Annotated in this window: 13 protein-coding genes and 1 riboswitch; of the genes, 11 read left to right on the top strand and 2 right to left on the bottom strand. The window is 35.1% G+C overall.

Going from position 1 to position 18,597, the window contains the following annotated elements; all coding sequences use genetic code 11:
- The first annotated feature begins 88 nt into the window (after positions 1-88).
- From BAU28_RS07800 to BAU28_RS07780, 4 genes are all read left to right on the top strand, one after another.
- Positions 89-1,753 carry a glycoside hydrolase family 13 protein gene (locus BAU28_RS07800; RefSeq protein ID WP_071718250.1) on the top strand — a complete coding sequence of 555 codons (1,665 nt, stop codon included), beginning with the start codon at positions 89-91 and terminating at the stop codon, positions 1,751-1,753.
- Positions 1,754-1,956: 203 nt separating this feature from the next.
- A complete protein-coding gene (locus BAU28_RS07795) occupies positions 1,957-3,594 on the top strand; it encodes a PTS transporter subunit IIBC (protein ID WP_071718249.1) in 1,638 nt (545 codons plus the stop codon).
- 4 nt (positions 3,595-3,598) lie between these two features.
- A complete protein-coding gene (locus BAU28_RS07790; RefSeq protein WP_071718248.1) occupies positions 3,599-4,390 on the top strand; it encodes an endonuclease/exonuclease/phosphatase family protein in 792 nt (263 codons plus the stop codon).
- Positions 4,391-4,697: 307 nt separating this feature from the next.
- Positions 4,698-7,613: a YhgE/Pip domain-containing protein gene (locus BAU28_RS07780; RefSeq protein ID WP_071718246.1), complete on the top strand. Its 2,916-nt coding sequence runs from the start codon at positions 4,698-4,700 to the stop codon at positions 7,611-7,613.
- A 55-nt stretch (positions 7,614-7,668) separates the two neighbouring features.
- Here the strand turns inward: BAU28_RS07780 and topB are convergent, their stop codons facing one another.
- Positions 7,669-9,858: a DNA topoisomerase III gene (gene topB, locus BAU28_RS07775; protein ID WP_071718245.1), complete on the bottom strand. Its 2,190-nt coding sequence runs from the start codon at positions 9,856-9,858 to the stop codon at positions 7,669-7,671.
- A gap of 432 nt (positions 9,859-10,290) precedes the next feature.
- Here topB and BAU28_RS07770 point away from each other — a divergent pair, with 432 nt between their 5' ends.
- The 7 genes from BAU28_RS07770 to ilvA all read left to right on the top strand — a co-directional run bounded on the left by BAU28_RS07770 (position 10,291) and on the right by ilvA (position 17,060).
- The gene (locus BAU28_RS07770; RefSeq protein WP_071718244.1) at positions 10,291-11,244 is read left to right on the top strand and encodes an ABC transporter permease; all 954 of its coding nucleotides are present in this window, start codon (positions 10,291-10,293) and stop codon (positions 11,242-11,244) included.
- Positions 11,234-12,205, top strand: a complete 972-nt coding sequence (locus tag BAU28_RS07765) for an iron chelate uptake ABC transporter family permease subunit (protein WP_082148035.1) — start codon at positions 11,234-11,236, stop codon at positions 12,203-12,205. Before BAU28_RS07770 ends, BAU28_RS07765 begins: the two co-directional genes overlap by 11 nt.
- On the top strand, positions 12,199-12,957 hold the full coding sequence (locus BAU28_RS07760) for an iron ABC transporter ATP-binding protein (RefSeq protein WP_002174674.1): 759 nt from the start codon (positions 12,199-12,201) through the stop codon (positions 12,955-12,957). Before BAU28_RS07765 ends, BAU28_RS07760 begins: the two co-directional genes overlap by 7 nt.
- Positions 12,958-13,031: 74 nt before the next feature.
- Positions 13,032-13,979, top strand: coding sequence for a siderophore ABC transporter substrate-binding protein (locus BAU28_RS07755; protein WP_071718243.1), 948 nt, complete (start codon positions 13,032-13,034; stop codon positions 13,977-13,979).
- Between the two features lie 103 nt (positions 13,980-14,082).
- Positions 14,083-14,192, top strand: a riboswitch (TPP riboswitch).
- 70 nt (positions 14,193-14,262) lie between these two features.
- Complete coding sequence (thiM, locus tag BAU28_RS07750; RefSeq protein ID WP_071718242.1) at positions 14,263-15,072, top strand: hydroxyethylthiazole kinase; 810 nt, start codon at positions 14,263-14,265, stop codon at positions 15,070-15,072.
- A 13-nt stretch (positions 15,073-15,085) separates the two neighbouring features.
- Positions 15,086-15,745, top strand: coding sequence for a thiamine phosphate synthase (thiE, locus tag BAU28_RS07745; RefSeq protein WP_071718241.1), 660 nt, complete (start codon positions 15,086-15,088; stop codon positions 15,743-15,745).
- A gap of 106 nt (positions 15,746-15,851) precedes the next feature.
- Positions 15,852-17,060: a threonine ammonia-lyase gene (ilvA, locus tag BAU28_RS07740; protein ID WP_071718240.1), complete on the top strand. Its 1,209-nt coding sequence runs from the start codon at positions 15,852-15,854 to the stop codon at positions 17,058-17,060.
- Between the two features lie 68 nt (positions 17,061-17,128).
- On the opposite strand, the gene BAU28_RS07735 is transcribed toward ilvA, so the two are convergent.
- On the bottom strand, positions 17,129-18,442 hold the full coding sequence (locus tag BAU28_RS07735; RefSeq protein WP_002174679.1) for an anaerobic C4-dicarboxylate transporter family protein: 1,314 nt from the start codon (positions 18,440-18,442) through the stop codon (positions 17,129-17,131).
- Positions 18,443-18,597: the final 155 nt, after the last annotated feature.

Genomic DNA, 18,597 nt, shown 5'->3' with positions numbered 1-18,597 from the left:
ACAGTTGCAAACTGTTCATATTTTGTTATGATAGTGTTACGAAAACGTTTGCATAAATTTTAATGGGATGCAAAAGGAGAGAATGATTATGAATAAGACATGGTGGAAAGAAGCGGTTGCTTATCAAATTTATCCACGTAGCTTTATGGATTCAAATGGCGATGGTATTGGAGATTTACAAGGTATTATTGCAAAACTGGATTATTTAAAAGATTTAGGTATAGATGTAATTTGGATTTGTCCAATGTATAAATCGCCTAATGATGATAATGGTTATGATATTAGTGATTACCAAGATATTATGGATGAATTTGGTGCGATGGAAGATTTTGATGCGTTACTAGATGAGGTTCATAAGCGTGATATGAAGCTTATTATTGATTTGGTTATTAATCATACAAGTGATGAACATCCGTGGTTTATTGAATCACGTTCTTCTAAAGACAATCCGAAGCGTGATTGGTATATTTGGCGTGATGGTAAAGATGGCGTGGAACCAAACAATTGGGAAAGTATCTTTAATGGTTCTGCATGGGAATATGATGAAGTGACAGAGCAATATTATTTACATTTATTCTCGCGTAAACAACCAGATTTGAACTGGGAGAATAAAGAAGTTCGTGAAGTTTTATACGATACTGTTAATTGGTGGCTTGATAAAGGTATTGATGGTTTCCGCGTCGATGCGATTAGCCACATAAAAAAAGAAGATGGTTTAAAGGATATGCCAAACCCAAAAGGGTTAAAGTATGTGCCTTCTTTTGACAAACATATGAATGTCAATGGTATTCAGCCATTATTAGAAGAATTAAAAGAAAACACATTTGCTAAATACGATATTATGACTGTTGGGGAAGCAAATGGTGTGAAAGTTGAAGATGCTGATCTTTGGGTTGGAGAAGAGAACGGTAAATTCAATATGGTATTCCAATTTGAGCATTTAAGCTTATGGGATGCAGAAAAGAAGAAAGATCTTGATGTTGTTGAGTTGAAAAAAGTATTAACAAAGTGGCAAAAAGGTTTAGAAAATAAGGGCTGGAATGCTTTATACATTGAGAACCATGATAAGCCACGTATTGTGTCTACTTGGGGAAATGATAAAGAATACTGGCGTGAAAGTGCAACAGCTTTAGGAGCGATGTATTTCTTTATGCACGGTACACCGTTTATTTATCAAGGACAAGAAATTGGTATGACGAATGTTCAGTTCCAAAATATTGAAGATTATGATGATGTAGCAATTAAAAATTTATATCGCGAGAAAATTGCAGAAGGAGTATCTCATCAAGATATGATGGAAATTATATGGGCTTCTTGCCGTGATAATTCACGTACACCTATGCAGTGGAATGCTGAAAATAATGCTGGCTTCACAACAGGAACACCTTGGTTTGGGATGAATCCAAACTACAAGGAAATTAATGTTGAAAAGCAGAAAAATGAAGAGGACTCTATTTTCAATTTCTATAAAAAAATGATTGCCTTGAAAAAAGAGCACGATGTATTGAATTATGGTACGTATGATTTAATTTTAGAAGATGATTCGCAAATTTACGCATATACTCGTACATTGCAGGATGAAAAAGTAATTGTAATTAGTAACATTTCGAACCAGGAAGCTGTATATAATGAGAGTACATTCGCACTAGAACGCAAACGTTTGCTCTTAAATAACTATGAAGTTGCCGAACATGATCAATTAACTACAATTACGTTAAAACCTTATGAAACAAGGGTTTATCGCATTTCATAATAAAAAAGGATGCTCTTTGAGCATCTTTTTTTATTAAAAAAAATAAATTTCTATTGCAATGTGAAAACGCTTTTATTAAAATAGATTTATGAAAACGGTTGCGTAACAAAAAAAGAAGGGATGTAAGGAATCGTTTTCATAAGAGAAATAGAAATTATAATTCAAATCATTATGTTGTTATAAATAAAGGGGAGGAAGAACAGATGAAAATTACGTCTTTTGATTTTTGGCAAAAGTTCGGGAAAGCGTTATTAGTTGTTGTAGCTGTAATGCCAGCAGCTGGCTTAATGATTTCCATCGGTAAGTTAATTGGGATGTCTGCTGGGGATATTAACGCAGTTCATACAATTGCTCGAGTAATGGAAGACATCGGTTGGGCAATTATTACAAATCTACACATTTTATTCGCAGTAGCAATTGGGGGATCTTGGGCGAAGGATCGCGCAGGTGGTGCGTTTGCAGCGCTATTAGCATTCGTCTTAACAAACCGAATTACAGGAGCTATATTTGGTGTAAACCCTCAAATGTTAACGGATTCAAAAGCGACAGTTTCTTCGGTATTAGCAGGAGATTTACTTGTAAAAGATTATTTCACTTCTGTACTTGGTGCACCAGCATTAAACATGGGAGTTTTCGTAGGGATTATTACTGGCTTCTTAGGAGCTACTTTATACAACAAATACTATAACTATAATAAACTACCACAGGCATTAGCATTCTTTAATGGAAAACGCTTCGTACCATTCGTTGTAATTGTTTGGTCTACAGTTACTGCGATTGTATTATCACTTTTATGGCCATTTATCCAAAGTGGATTAAATGAATTTGGTCGCTGGATTGCAGCATCTAAAGATAGTGCACCAGTTGTTGCACCATTTGTATATGGAACATTAGAACGTTTATTATTACCGTTTGGATTACATCATATGTTAACAATTCCGATGAACTACACAGAGCTAGGCGGAACATATACGATGTTAACTGGTTCAAAAGTTGGACAAGTTGTAGCAGGACAGGATCCATTATGGCTTGCATGGATTACAGATTTAAATAACTTGTTAGCAAATGGAGACACGAAAGCGTATAATGATTTATTAAATAATGTTGTACCAGCTCGTTTCAAAGCTGGGCAAGTTATCGGTTCAACAGCAGCATTAATGGGTATTGCGTTTGCAATGTTCCGTAACGTTGATAAAGATAAGCGTGCAAAGTATAAACCGATGTTCTTATCAGCAGCATTAGCAGTATTCTTAACAGGTGTTACAGAACCAATTGAATTCATGTTCATGTTTATTGCGCCAGTATTATATGTTGTGTATGCAATTACAACAGGACTTGCATTCGCATTAGCAGATTTAATTAATTTACGTGTTCATGCATTTGGATTTATTGAGTTAATTACACGTACACCAATGATGGTCAATGCAGGTTTAACGAGAGATTTAATCAACTTTGTCATTGTTTCATTAGTGTTCTTCGGCCTTAACTTTACATTATTCAACTTCTTAATTAAAAAATTCAATTTACCAACACCAGGGCGTGCAGGTAACTATATTGATAATGAAGATGAGTCATCAGAAGGAACAGGAAATGTACAAGATGGTTCATTAGCAACAAAAGTTATTGATTTATTGGGCGGAAAAGATAATATTTCTGACGTAGATGCTTGTATGACACGTTTACGTGTAACAGTAAAAAATTTAGACGTTGTTGCACCAGAAGCACAGTGGAAACAAAATGGTGCTTTAGGACTTATTGTAAAAGATAAAGGTGTACAAGCAGTATATGGCCCGAAAGCTGACGTATTAAAGTCAGACATTCAAGATATGTTAGGTGCGTAATAATATGAAATTGCTAACTTTAAATTGTCACTCTTGGCAAGAAGAGAATCAAATTGAAAAAATAAAGTATCTTGCCAAGGTAATTCAAGAAGAAGATTATGATGTAATCGCATTGCAAGAAGTAAGTCAATCTATACAAGCTGAAAATGTATGCGGTAACAAGAAAAAAGATAATTTTGGACTATTACTACTAGAAGAGTTAAGAGCCTTACATGTAAAAGAGTACAATATTATTTGGGACTTCTCTCATATTGGATATGATGTGTACGAGGAAGGATTAGCAATTATAACAAAGCATAACGTTGTAAAAGAAGATACGTTCTTTATTTCAGAAAATAAGGATACAGCGTATTGGAAAACACGCAAAATTGTAAGTGCAACAATTACTTATGATGGTAAGAAGATAACGTTTTACTCTTGTCATCTCGGTTGGTGGAATGATGAAGAAGAATCATTCAAAGGCCAGGTCGATCGTTTAATAGAGCGTGTAGATAGCAATGAACTCTCCTTCTTAATGGGGGATTTTAATAACAATGCTCGTTTGCAAGGAGAGGGTTATGAGTATATTATGAAAAAAGGTTTATATGACACATATGAACTAGCAATGGAGAAGGATGAAGGAACAACTGTCCAAGGTGAGATTGCTGGTTGGGATGAAAATAAACAAAACTTACGAATCGATTTAATATTATGTAACCAAAGTAAAACGGTTAGTTCTTCAAAAGTTATTTTTAATGGTGCAAATCGAAATGTAATTTCAGATCATTTCGGTGTAGAGGTACAATTAGATATATAATAGAAGAAATCCTCACAGATAATAAAAAGCTGTGAGGATTTTTTTGATGAATACAAGTATTTCCAAGAGAAAATAATTGTACTTTTTATGACATTTCCTATATATTTGTTATTATTGAATGTAAAACTAATTTGGTCATTTTGTATGCATACTTTTTTTACTTCGTTATATAATGAAGTAGGTGAAATATTTTATGGGAAAAAATAGTGCATTTTCGTTTAATCCACGATGTAGAAAGTGATATAATTGCAAAATGTATGTATCATTTTCTAAAGAAGGAAAAATATATAATTAGGTGATAGCTTATATGAAACAGATTTGGCGTATTTATAAGACAGATTTACGGAATGTAGCCAAACATTGGGCTGCAATTGTTATTGTATTAGGTTTGATGGTTCTACCATCGTTATATGCATGGTTTAACATTAAAGCCTCTTGGGATCCTTACGGAAATACGAAAGGAATCCAGATTGCAGTTTCTAACCAAGATGTTGGGTCAAATTTAAGAGGGAAAGATATTAACATCGGGAAAGAAATTGTAGATTCACTTAAGAAGGACAAAAATTTTGGTTGGAAGTTTGTCGATGAAAAGCAAGCAATTTATGGAGTAGAGCGTGGAGATTATTCCGCAAGTATTACTATTCCAAAAGATTTTTCTGAAAAGATTGCAACAGTCTTGAATGAAAATCCAGAGAAACCGGAAATTAAGTATTACGTAAATGAAAAGGTGAATGCCATTGCACCGAAGATTACAGCTAAAGGTGCATCAGGTCTTACTGAAGAAATTAGTAAAAACTTTGTTAAAACAGCAAACGGTGAGATTTTTGAAATCTTCAATGACCTTGGAATCGATTTAGAAACTAACTTACCGAGTATTGAGAAGGTCAAGGATCTTGTATTTAAGTTAGAAGCGCAGTTCCCAGAAATGAATACACTCATGGATAAGGCGTTAGATGATGCAACTCGCGCGGAAGATGTTGTGAAAGTAGCTCAGAAAGAGTTACCAGTTGTAGAAAGTGTTATTAATGATGGGCAAGATACACTTAAGAGTTTAGATGCATTCTTTGCGAGAAATGATGAAACATTGAATCGTGCTCCGGGAACTATTAAGAATAATTTAATTGCAATGCAAACAGGTTTGAATGGTGCGGCGGCAATTACGGATTTCTTAAAAAATCCATCTGTTGATTTCAATCTAGCACTTCCAGATCCATCTAAATTCCCAGTGTTACCTAATATAACTATTCCACAGATACCAGAACTACCGCAGGTGAATGGTCAATTGTATAAAGATATTGCTAAAAATATTGATCAAACTGTAAATAATGTATTCGGCTCAATACGTGTTGGAACAACTTATGCACAAGGAGTTATAAACGGGTTACAAAATGGTAATTTTGACCCAGAAAAAGCGAAACAAGATCTTAACAAGGTTTCTGAGAATCTTCAAGGTCGTGCGGATAGTGTTTCATATTTAATTGATGTCTTTACTAAATTTAAAGAATCTGCACCAACTGATTCTGGAAAAGACTTCTTCCAAAAACGAATAGATAAATTAACGAATCTTAAATCAGCTATAGAAAATGCAAATGGCGGCGTTAAAGATATCGCTAATATTATAGGTACAGGGCAAGAAGTGAAACAAGATGTAAGAGATGCTACTAATAAAAAGTTAGATGCGATAAATAGTTTAGTAAACCAAGCGGAGGCAGATTATAATGCAACGTTTGTAGCAGATTTTGAAAAAGCAGTAAGTACGGCTGAACAATTAAAAGATAAAGCTGGAAATGCGCAACAGAATTTAAATCAAGAAATAAAAAAAGTTAACGAGATATTAGACAATGGTAGAGAAGGCTATGATCAGGCTGTAAATAATTACGGCAGATTAAAAACAGAGCTTGAAAAAGCCAGAGAAGACTTAAGTAATAAAGGTGTCAACGGACTAGATTCTACAAAAGTAGCTTTAAATGAATTAAATCGCCAGTTTAAAGCGGGGCTAAATTTAGTTAACGATATGATTCCCGTTATGGAAAATGCGAATAAAGTTTTAGCAGATGTAAATAGTGATAAGAACATGAATAACATGATTTCTAAATTGAATAAAGTAAAAGATGGTTTTCAAAAAGGAATCGATTTAACTGATAAAGGAATTGACTCTATTAATAAAGGTCAAAAACCAGCGGCAGATGTTATTGAGAGCATTAATGAAGTATCTAAAAATGTTTCGGGCCAAATAGGTGACATCTTAGCTAAATACGATTCAGAAATCGTTCCAAACTTTAATGAAGCAATTGCTCGCACAAAAGAGATGTCTAAAAATACATCTCAAATTTTAAGCGAAGCAAACAAAAAGCTTCCAGATGTTAAAAAAATATTAGAAGATTCATCAAAAGGCTTAGTGGACGGTAGAAAGAAATTAGCAGATATTAAAGCTGAAATGCCGGAGACTGAGAAAAAGATTAAAGACTTAGCAAATAAAATTCGTGATTTTGAATCAGAAGAGGATATAAAAGACATCATACGTTTATTGAAAAATGATGTTGAAAAGCAAAGTGATTACTTCGCAAATCCAGTAAATTTAAAAGAGAATAAATTATTTGCGATGCCGAACTACGGTTCAGCGATGTCACCATTCTATACAGTGCTTGCACTATGGGTTGGTGCACTATTAATGGTTTCGTTATTAACAGTAGAAGTACATGAAGAGGGCGCGAATTATAAGAGCCATGAAATATACTTCGGACGCCTATTAACATTCTTAACAATAGGGCTTTCACAAGCATTTATCGTATCGATGGGGGATATATTCTTACTCGGTACGTACGTAGTCGATAAATTCTGGTTTGTGTTATTTAGTTTATTTATTGGTGGAGTCTTTGTTTGTATCGTATACTCACTCGTTTCTATTTTCGGAAACGTTGGGAAATCGATGGCAATCATTTTACTTGTACTGCAAGTAGCAGGATCGGGCGGAACATTCCCAATTCAAATGACACCACCCTTCTTCCAAGCAATTTATCCGTTCTTACCATTCACATACGCAATTAGTGCAATTCGTGAAACAGTAGGTGGAATGCTTTGGGATATAGTAATTAGAGATTTACTCGTGTTAAGTGCTTTCGTAGTAGTCATCGTTGTTGCTGCGATATTGCTAAAAACACCAATTAACAAATCAAGTGAAAAGTTTGTTGAGAACGCAAAAGGAAGTAAAATTATTCATTAAAAATAAAAGGTTCCTACCGAGAGTGGTAGGAACCTTTTTATATTTAAAAATAGGTTTAATCAAATTTTAATTTCTTTAATGCTTCTGCGAATGGATTGTTTAATGGTTCTTCTTCTTTCTGCTGTTGTTTCATATATTTTTGGACGTCACGTTTATCAGCCTTGTTGCCTGATTCTTTCTTACGTCTCTCTTGGAACGTAGAAAGTTTTTCGCGATAGCCACATTTACATGCGAAAATTTGGCCGGATCCTTCACCACGTAGTTCTAGTTTCTTTTTACACTGAGGGCAGCGTGCGTTTGTAGTGCGGGATACACTTTTACGATGACCACACTCGCGATCTTGGCATACAAGCATTTTACCTTTTTTACCGTTTACTTCTAACATTGGTTTACCGCAGTCTGGACAAGACTTCGTTGAGATATTGTCGTGTTTATATTTTTTATCGCTCGATTTAATTTCAGCAACAATTTCTTTCGTATAGTTTTTCATTTCTGAAATAAATACTTCTTTTCTTAATTTACCTTTTGCGATTGCTTCAAGTTTTTGCTCCCATTCACCAGTTAGTGTAGGAGATTTTAGTTCTTCTGGCACTAAATCAAGTAACTGACGCCCTTTTGATGTAATGTGAATATCTTTACCACGTTTTTCAATTAAGAATGAATTGAAGAGTTTATCGATGATATCCGCACGTGTAGCCACAGTACCTAATCCACCAGTTGATTTTAATGTATCAGCAAGTTGTTTGTTTTGCGTATCCATGTATTTTGTTGGGTTTTCCATCGCTGAAAGTAACGTTGCTTCATTAAAACGTGCAGGTGCTTTCGTTTGACCTGATGTTTGGACAATTAGTTTTATGTTTAATGTATCGCCTTTTTCAATGCGAGGTAAGATTTGTTCTTTCAAATCGTCTACTGCATCATCATCTTCAAATCGATTTTCATATACTTCTTTCCAACCAGCATGCAAAATTGTTTTTCCGCGTGCGATGAACGTTTCGCCACCAATTTTTGTACGTAATGTTAGTTGTTCATATTCAAAGGCTGGGAATAAAACTGCTAAGAAACGTTTCACAACTAAATCATAAATTTTACGTTCTTTATCTGTGAAAGCTGAGAAATTTACATAGCTCTCTGTTGGGATGATTGCATGATGATCGCTTACTTTACTATCATCAACAAATGATTTATTAGATTTTACAGGTTTTTGCAATACTTTATGCGCTAAAGGACGGTATTCTCCGACGCCACATGCCTTCAGACGCTCTGGAAGCGTTCCGACGATATCAGATGAAATGTAGCGTGAATCTGTACGAGGATACGTTAAAACTTTATGTTGCTCATATAGTTTTTGCATAATGTTTAATGTTTCTTTTGCAGAGTAACCAAAGATTTTATTCGCATCACGTTGTAGTTCAGTTAAATCGTAAAGACCAGGAGCGAACGACTTCTTTTGTTTCTTATCAATATCTACAACAGTAGCATGTTGCTTACTGATTTTATTCACAAGTGCATCAATTTTTTCTTTATTAAAGCTGCGACTATTTCCTTTTATATCCTGCCAAGTTAGCTTTAATCTCTCCGCTGTTTGAGCTTCGATACCGTAGTAAGTTTGAGCTTTAAAATTCTTTATTTCGTCTTCACGGCCTGCAATAATGGCTACAGTAGGTGTTTGAACACGACCACAATTTAGTTGGGCATTAAAGCGGGTAGTTAATGCTCGAGTCGCATTAAGACCGATATACCAGTCAGCTTCTGAACGTGCGACAGCTGAAGCGTATAAATTGTCATATGCTTTGCCAGGCTTTAAATTTGCGAAGCCATCTTTAATTGCTTTATCAGTAACCGATGAAATCCATAAACGCTTAATCGGTTTGTTCATTTTAACTTTATCGATAATCCAGCGCGCTACTAATTCACCTTCACGGCCAGCGTCTGTAGCTATAATGATTTCACTTACATCTTTTCGAAGTAGCTGGCTTTTCACAGCGTTAAATTGTTTTCCTGTTTGTTTAATTACCGTTAGTTTTAAACGCTCAGGTAACATTGGTAAATCTTCTAAATTCCACTTTTTATATTTTACATCATAGCTTTCTGGATCTGCTAATGTAACGAGGTGGCCTAAAGCCCAAGTAACAATATATTTACTACCTTCAAGGTAGCCGTTTCCTTTTTTATCACATTTCAGTACACGTGCGATATCACGTGCAACAGAAGGCTTTTCAGCAATTACAATACTTTTTGCCATTTTAAAAACATCCTTTCAAATTTCCATACGTTAAATATAGCATACATCTTTGCTGGATTCAGTTATGCTACAGGTTTGAAATATTTCCGATTAAATGAATGAGGGAGGATTTACGTATATGAATAAAAGTTTGATATAAATGTCAGATTTTTGAGTGTATCCGTTGACATTGTAAATGAATTTCATTATCATTAAAGGAGGTTACCAAAATATTGCCAAAATAATATATGGGAAAGTTGATTAATACATATAAATTATGTTCTTAATTGATAATGAAATTCATTTTAATCATAAGAAGGCAAGAAAAGGTTTTACCAAAAGAGTTATGATTTCTATCATTCTATAAATAGATGAGGGGGATAAAATGATAGGATTATAATCTGTTTAAAATCAGATGATGGCGACAGAACATAATCTGCACCATGAATAACTATGAAAAAAAGATATTTGTTTATTATGCTTATTGTTTTATCGATTGCTTCTATTTTCATTGGTGTAAAAGATATAAGCCTCATGGATATTGTGCATTGGGATCAAGATAAAATGCAAGTTGTATTCATTAGTAGGTTGCCACGTTTAATCAGTATTATCGTTGCTGGTGTGAGCTTAAGTATAAGCGGCCTAATTATGCAGCAATTGAGCAAAAATAAATTTGTATCTCCGACAACTGCGGGTACGATGGATAGTGCGAAGCTTGGGGTGTTAGTGTCGTTAATGTTATTTACGACAGCGAGTCCTCTTGAGAAAATGCTTGTTGCATTTGTCTTTGCATTAGCTGGTACATTTTTATTTATGCAAATTTTAAAGAGAATTAAGTTTAAGGATGCGATATTTATTCCACTTGTAGGGATTATGTTTGGGAACATTATTAGTTCCGTTACAACATTCTTTGCTTATAAATATGACTTAATTCAAAATATCAATTCCTGGCTACAAGGTGACTTTTCAATGATTATGAAAGGGAGATATGAGATTTTATATTTAAGTATCCCGCTTGTAATCATCGCCTTTTTATATGCAAATCGCTTTACCGTTGCTGGAATGGGAGAAGACTTTGCTGCGAATTTAGGGATGAATTATAATCGAGTACTAAATATTGGACTTGTTATCGTTTCTTTAATTTCCGCGTTAGTTGTTTTAACTGTAGGAATGATTCCATTTTTAGGGCTTATTATTCCGAATATTGTTTCTATTTATCGCGGAGATAACTTGAAGAATAGCTTACCGCACACTGCCTTGTTAGGAGCAGTTTTCGTACTAGCTTGCGATATACTTGGTCGGGTCGTAATTTATCCGTACGAGATTTCTATTGGTCTTACAGTAGGAGTAATCGGAAGCGGAATTTTCCTTTATTTATTGATGAGGAGAAACGCATATGCAGCTTAGAAAACAAAGAAATTATAAGATGATTTTGGCATTACTAGCCATTGTATCAGTTATAGCCATTGGGATATTTTTATTTATTAACTTAAATATGAACACATTAGATTATGCCTTGCCGAGAAGAGGTAAGAAATTGTTAGCGATGATCATAACAGGCGGAGCGATTGCATTTTCGTCAATGATCTTCCAAACGATTAGTAATAACCGTATTTTAACACCGAGTGTTATCGGTTTAGATTCACTTTATATGTTTATTCAAACGTTTGTTGTGTTTGTATTTGGATCACAACATTTCACGATGATGAACACAAACGTAAACTTCCTTATATCAGTAAGTTTAATGGTGATTTTCTCACTATTTCTTTATAAGTTTCTGTTTAAAAGAGAAGGGAATAATATTTACTTCCTACTTTTAATCGGATTAATATTCGGTACATTCTTCCAAAGTTTATCGTCCTTTATGCAAGTGCTCATTGATCCAAATGAGTTCCAAATTGTACAAGGGAAAATGTTTGCAAGTGTAAATAATGTAAAAACAGAGCTACTTGTAACGTCTATCATTGGAATTGTATTGGTTATTGCTTATGTGTATAAAGAGCTGAAATTATTAGATGTACTATCACTCGGAAGAGATGAGGCAATTAATTTAGGAGTAGATTATGACAAAGTCGTGAAGAAGCTTTTAATTGTAATTGCAATTTTAGTATCTATTTCCACAGCGTTAGTAGGACCCATTACATTTTTAGGACTGCTTGTAGTAAACGTTGCACGTGAATGTTTGCATACATACAAACACAAATATTTAATAATAGGTTCTATCCTTATTAGTATTATCGCCTTAGTAGGAGGACAATTGATTGTTGAAAGAGTGTTTGAATTTAACACGACTTTAAGTGTCATTGTTAACTTTGTTGGTGGCGTGTACTTCATTTATCTTCTATTAAAGGAGAGCAAGTCATGGTAGAAGTAAGAAACATATCAAAGCAATATGGTAATAAAAATGTTGTTGAAGATGTCTCTATTAAAATAGCAAAAGGAAAGATCACATCTTTTATTGGTCCAAATGGAGCAGGGAAAAGTACGGTTCTTTCTATGATTAGTAGGTTATTAAAAAAAGATGCTGGTGAAATCTACATTGAAGATAAAGAAATTGGGGAATGGAAGAGCGATGAGCTTGCTAAGAAAATCTCAATTTTAAAGCAAACGAATCATATTAATTTAAGGCTTAGCATTCGAGAATTAGTTAGTTTCGGTAGATTTCCATATTCACAAGGTAATCTGACAAAGGAAGACTGGAGCCATATTGAGGAAGCTATTCGCTATATGGAACTTGAGGACATCCAGCATAAGTATTTAGACCAACTCAGTGGTGGGCAGAGGCAAAGGGCGTATATCGCAATGGTTATTGCTCAAAATACAGAATACATTTTATTGGACGAGCCACTGAATAATCTAGATATGAAACATTCTGTACAAATTATGAAAGTACTGAGACGACTTGTTGAAGAGCTTGGAAAAACGGTTGTTATCGTAATTCATGATATTAATTTTGCTTCTTGTTATTCCGATCATATCGTTGCTTTGAAAGATGGAAAAGTAATGAAAGAAGGTCCAACGAGCGAAATTATTGATAAAGCTGTTTTAAAAGATATTTATGATATGGACATCCATATAGAAGAGATATCTGGAAACAACATTTGTATTTATTTTTCATAAGAGGAAGTTATTTTTGATGGTGTAAATGTGCTATCGATTTAAATAATTTTAAAAATTTTATTGAGGTGATTGAAGTGAAGAAATTAGCGATGCTATTATTAACTTTCATGCTTGCTGTTGTCGCTGTGGCATGTAGTAATGGTGCTTCTACTGACAAGAAGACCGAGGCAAGTGAAAGTAAATCAAAAGAAATTACGATTAAGCACAAATTAGGCGAAACGAAAGTTAAAACGAATCCGAAAAACGTTGTAGTATTCGACTTCGGTTCATTAGATACATTAGATAAACTAGGTGTTGACGTGGTTGGTGTGCCGCAAAAAAGTGTACCAGAATACCTTTCTAAATATAAAGATAAAAAGTATAAAAACGTTGGTGGTTTAAAAGAACCAGACTTCGAAAAAATCAATGAAATGAATCCGGAATTAATTATCATTTCTGGACGTCAAGCTGATTCATATAAAGAATTCGAAAAAATTGCTCCAACAATTTACGTAGAACAAGATACAAAAGAATACATGAAATCATTTAAAGAAAACACAGAAACATTAGCAAAAATCTTCGATAAAGAAGATAAAGCGAAAAAAGAAATTGCAGCAGTTGAAAAAGACGTGGCAGAATTAAATGAAAAAGCGAAGAAAAGCGATAAAAAAGCTTTAGTTATTTTAGCGAACGATGGTCAAGTAAGTGCATACGGCCCTCAATCTCGCTTCGGCATTATTCATGATGTGTTTGGCGTAACTCCTGTTGACCCAGAAATTAAAGCAGATACACATGGTAATAAAGTTTCATTTGAGTACATCCTTGAGAAGAACCCTGATTACTTATTTGTAATTGATAGAGGCGTAGTAACTGGCGGGAAATCTTCTGCTAAGCAAGTTGTTGAAAATGAACTGGTAAGTAAAACAAACGCTGTGAAAAACAAAAACGTAGTTTACCTTGATGCAAACTACTGGTACTTATCTGGTGGTGGACTTGAGTCTGTATCAGCAATGGTGAAAGAAGTATCAAAAGCTATAAAATAATAGTATGAAAAGAGTGATAGGATTCCCTATCACTCTTTCTGTATAAGAAAGTAAAGAACTTGTTATTTCACTAGAATGAGAGTAGACTTTGAAGTAGATGAATAAAAAAGCACATGGGAGTTTGCGGATGCAAACTGAGAGTATGACTAACCCGTCATTGACCATTTGAACCTGTTGGATAATGCCAGCGTAGGGAGAGTGTAAAAGCACATGTTCAGACACTTTGCATACGCAAAGTGTCTTTTTGTGTATCTCCCATCATTAAAGTTAGGAGATGAAAAGAATGAATGTACAAGAAATTAGTAAAGTAGTGGAACTGGTAAGAGAGTCTAATCCACTCGTGCATAATATTACAAATGTCGTTGTAACAAACTTTACAGCAAACGGTTTGTTAGCGTTAGGAGCATCGCCTGTAATGGCATATGCGAAAGAAGAAGTAGCTGAAATGGCTAGCATTGCTGGAGCTCTTGTTTTAAATATGGGTACACTTCGTCCTGAAGAGGTAGAAGCGATGTTACTTGCTGGTAAATCAGCAAATACAAATGATGTACCGGTATTGTTTGATCCAGTCGGTGCAGGAGCAACTTCTTATCGAACAGAAGTTGCGAGACATATTCCAGCTGAAATAAATTTAGCGATACTTCGTGGAAATGCAGCAGAAATAGCTAATGTTATTAATGAAAAATGGGAAATCAAAGGTGTAGACGCTGGTACTGGAAATGGTAATGTAGTAAGTATTGCAAAACAGGCAGCGGATGAATTAAATACAGTTGCTGTGGTCACTGGGCAAGAAGATATCGTTACAGATGGAGAGCGAACTATTCTTATTCGAAATGGCCATAGCATTTTAACGAAAGTTACTGGAACAGGCTGTTTATTAACTTCTGTAATAGGAGCATTTGCAGCAGTTGAAAAAGATTATGTGAAGGCAGCTGTCGCAGCATTAACATTTTATGGAGTAGCTGCGGAACTGGCAGCAGCCAAAACGGTAGAAAAAGGACCTGGTAGCTTCCAAATTGAGTTTTTAAATCAATTAGCGAATACAACTTCAGAGGATATTGAGAAGTATGGAAAGGTTGAGTTTGTACAGTAAGGAGGGGAAATAGATGTCGCGTATTACAATGGATGAAATGTCTAAATTACTACCAGTATATTTTATTATGGGTAGTAACAATTGTACGAAGGAGCCACTGCAAGTATTGAGAGAGGCACTAGAAGGCGGTATAACACTTTTTCAATTTCGTGAAAAGGGAGAAGGGGCTTTAACTGGTGAGAAACGTATTCGTTTTGCGAAAGAACTACAAACACTTTGCAAAGAGTATAATGTGCCGTTTATTGTGAATGATGACGTTGAATTAGCTCTTGCATTAGATGCAGACGGTGTACATGTTGGACAAGATGATGAAGGAATAACATCTGTTCGTGAAAAAATGGGAGATAAAATTGTTGGAGTATCTACACATACAATTGAAGAAGCACGCTGGGCGATTGAAAACGGAGCTGATTATTTAGGAGTTGGTCCTATTTTCCCAACGAGTACGAAAAAAGATACGAAAGCAGTTCAAGGAACGAAAGGGCTAAAGTATTTTAGAGAACACGAGATTACAATACCGATTGTTGGTATTGGCGGAATTACAATTGAAAATACAGCTTCTGTTATAGATGCCGGTGCGGACGGTATTTCGGTTATTTCTGCGATTAGCTTAGCTGATTCTGCGTATGAAAGTACGAAGAAATTAGCTGATGAAGTAAATAAGAGTTTGTAAGAGAAGATCATGTGGCATAAAATGCTACGTGATCTTTTGTCGTATAAAACAAAATATGCCGCTTAAACTAGTATGTATAAACATATATTGTTTCGGAGGCGAAGGTATGATTGTATTCCAGGATATTATAACTGCTTATGAGAAAATGAAGGGTATTGTACATATGACACCGCTAGATTATTCGAGCACATTTAGTGAATTATCACAGAATGATGTTTATTTAAAGCTTGAGAATTTACAAAAGACAGGTTCCTTTAAAGTACGTGGCTCTTATAATAAAATGGTTTCTCTTGAGAAAGGTGATTTAGAAAATGGTGTTGTTGCGGCGTCTGCTGGAAATCATGCACAAGGGGTTGCGTATTCTAGTAATATGCTCAGTATTCCTTGCACGATTGTAATGCCAAAAGGTGCGCCGTTAAGTAAGGTGCTTGCGACGAAAAGGTATGGTGCTCATGTGGAATTACAAGGTGATGTATTTGACGATGCATTAGCTTACGCACTAGATTTAAAAGAGAAGACAGGAGCAAAATTTGTACATCCATTTGATGATGAAGCAGTAATTGCGGGTCAAGGGACAGTCGGATTGGAAATATTACAACAGCTTGAAGACGTAGAAGCTGTTATTTGTCCTATTGGAGGCGGGGGATTAATTGCAGGAGTTGCGATGGCAATTAAAGAACAAAAACCATCAGTAAAAATATATGGTGTGCAGACACTTGCTTGTCCAGGAATGAAACAATCACTTGAGGAAAAGAAAGTAATAACGGTAGATTCGGCGCCAACCATGGCAGATGGAATTGCAGTTAAAAGGCCAGGAGATTTAACTTTTGAACTTGTACAACGTTATGTGGATGATGTGTTTTGTGTAGATGAAATGGAAATCGCTCGGACGATGTTAATGCTTCTTGAGCGGAATAAATTGTTGGTCGAAGGGTCCGGCGCGAGTTCATTGGCTGCTTTGCTTTATCAAAAAATCCCAATAAGAGAAAAAAAGGTCGTATCCGTACTAAGCGGTGGAAATGTCGATGTAAACTTTATTTCACGTATTATTGAGCATGGAATGGTTGAAGCAGGGCGTTTCGTTCATATTGCGACAACGATTAAAGATAAGCCGGGGTATTTGCAACGCTTACTCGAGGTTGTAACAAGTTTTGAAGCGAATGTATTAAATATATATTTAGAACGAATTGGTACAAAGGTATTTCCAGGATATGCGCAATTGCACTTATCATTAGAAACTAAAGATAGAAATCATATCGAAGAAGTATTGAGTGGTTTAAAAAAGAAAGGATATACTGTAGAAGTTATCGATTGAAAAGATTTAAACAAACGTTTGATTAAAAAAGCACAAACCCCTTAAAATCATAGGTTTGTGCTTTTTCTTTAAAACATAATTGAAATTAAGAGCATTCCAATTCCGATAGAAGTAAAGGTTGCGATCAAGCCAGGAATCATAAAGCTATGATTTAAAACATATTTACCTATACCAGTTGTACCAGTGCGATCAAAGTTGATTGCAGCAACGATTGTTCCGTAGTTTGGAATGAAGAAGTATCCATTTACTGCAGGGAACATCGCAATAAGTAATGCTGGTGGAATGCCAAGAGATAATCCGAGTGGTATTAATGCACGAACTGTTGCTGCTTGGCTATACAGTAAGATAGATAGAATGAATAATGCGATAGCAAATAGCCACGGTGCACTTGTTACTAAGTGTTGAATTGATCCTTGAATCATATTTAAGTTACCGTTGAAGAAAGTATCTCCCATCCAAGCGATACCGAAAATGGCAACAACGGCTGTTGCGCCTGCTTTAAAGACGTTACCAGATACAATGCTTTCCACATTTGGTTTACAGAAAATAATAATAAGAGCAGCAATGGTTAACATAACCATTTCAATTGTGTTTGGCATTGAAAGATGAACTAATTTTCCATCCACCATCCACCCTGGACGCAGTGTTTCAAATGAGCCGAGAAGTACAACAAGGAAAGTTGAGACTAGGAAAAGGATAACTGATAATTTCGCGCCCTTTGTACCTACAAACTCTTTTTTCTCTTCAAGTTTAGGAATCATTCCTTCTTTTAATCGCTTCAAGTATTCAGGGTCTTCATTTAATTCCTTTCCCATTTTACTAGCAACGAATGCAGCTACCATACAAGCGATGAAGGTAGAAGGGATACTGACTTTTAAAATATCTAATAAAGTGATTTTATAGTCGGCTAACATTGCTAAAAGTGCAACAGTTGCAGCCGATATTGGACTAGCTGTAATTGCCTGCTGGGAAGCAATTACGGCAATTGACATTGGTCGTTCAGGTCTAATTCCTGATTCACGAGATACTTCGGCTATAACAGGAAGTACAGAATAAGCAACGTGACCAGTTCCCGCGCATAGCGTAAATAAATAAGTAACAATAGGAGCAAAAAATGTAATGCGCTTTGGATTTTTTCGTAATGCTTTCTCGGCAAGGTGGACAAGATAATCCATTCCTCCAGCAGCTTGCAGGGCGCCGGCAGCTGTAATTACTGCTAAAATCATAAGCATTACATCAATAGGAGGAGCTGTAGGTTGTAAGTGGAAGACAAAAACGAGTATTGCCATACCAACTCCACCCATTACTCCTAAACCAACTCCACCTAGGCGTGCGCCAATAAAAATACAGAGTAGTAAGGTAAGAAATTGTAGCCAAAACATGATAAACTACCTCCGAAATTCATAAGTTAAGATATATTCGAATAGTTTAATTTGAATGAAAATTAAATAATTATTCGAAGTAATCCTTGAATTATATACATTTTTTATTATATAACACAAAAAAAGTAACATTCACGCATTTTGTTAAATTATTT

It is taken from the genome of Bacillus paramycoides, assembly GCF_001884235.1.
Lineage (GTDB): Bacteria > Bacillota > Bacilli > Bacillales > Bacillaceae_G > Bacillus_A > Bacillus_A paramycoides.
This window is presented reverse-complemented; position numbering and strand designations above follow the sequence as displayed.

Excerpts from the sequence above, each read along its gene's own strand:
- BAU28_RS07800 (WP_071718250.1), top strand. The coding sequence starts at position 89 with ATGAATAAGACATGGTGGAAAGAAGCGGTTGCTTATCAAATTTATCCA.
- BAU28_RS07795 (WP_071718249.1), top strand. The coding sequence starts at position 1,957 with ATGAAAATTACGTCTTTTGATTTTTGGCAAAAGTTCGGGAAAGCGTTA.
- BAU28_RS07790 (WP_071718248.1), top strand. The coding sequence starts at position 3,599 with ATGAAATTGCTAACTTTAAATTGTCACTCTTGGCAAGAAGAGAATCAA.
- BAU28_RS07780 (WP_071718246.1), top strand. The coding sequence starts at position 4,698 with ATGAAACAGATTTGGCGTATTTATAAGACAGATTTACGGAATGTAGCC.
- topB (WP_071718245.1), bottom strand. The coding sequence starts at position 9,858 with ATGGCAAAAAGTATTGTAATTGCTGAAAAGCCTTCTGTTGCACGTGAT.
- BAU28_RS07770 (WP_071718244.1), top strand. The coding sequence starts at position 10,291 with ATGAAAAAAAGATATTTGTTTATTATGCTTATTGTTTTATCGATTGCT.
- BAU28_RS07765 (WP_082148035.1), top strand. The coding sequence starts at position 11,234 with ATGCAGCTTAGAAAACAAAGAAATTATAAGATGATTTTGGCATTACTA.
- BAU28_RS07760 (WP_002174674.1), top strand. The coding sequence starts at position 12,199 with ATGGTAGAAGTAAGAAACATATCAAAGCAATATGGTAATAAAAATGTT.
- thiM (WP_071718242.1), top strand. The coding sequence starts at position 14,263 with ATGAATGTACAAGAAATTAGTAAAGTAGTGGAACTGGTAAGAGAGTCT.
- thiE (WP_071718241.1), top strand. The coding sequence starts at position 15,086 with ATGTCGCGTATTACAATGGATGAAATGTCTAAATTACTACCAGTATAT.
- ilvA (WP_071718240.1), top strand. The coding sequence starts at position 15,852 with ATGATTGTATTCCAGGATATTATAACTGCTTATGAGAAAATGAAGGGT.
- BAU28_RS07735 (WP_002174679.1), bottom strand. The coding sequence starts at position 18,442 with ATGTTTTGGCTACAATTTCTTACCTTACTACTCTGTATTTTTATTGGC.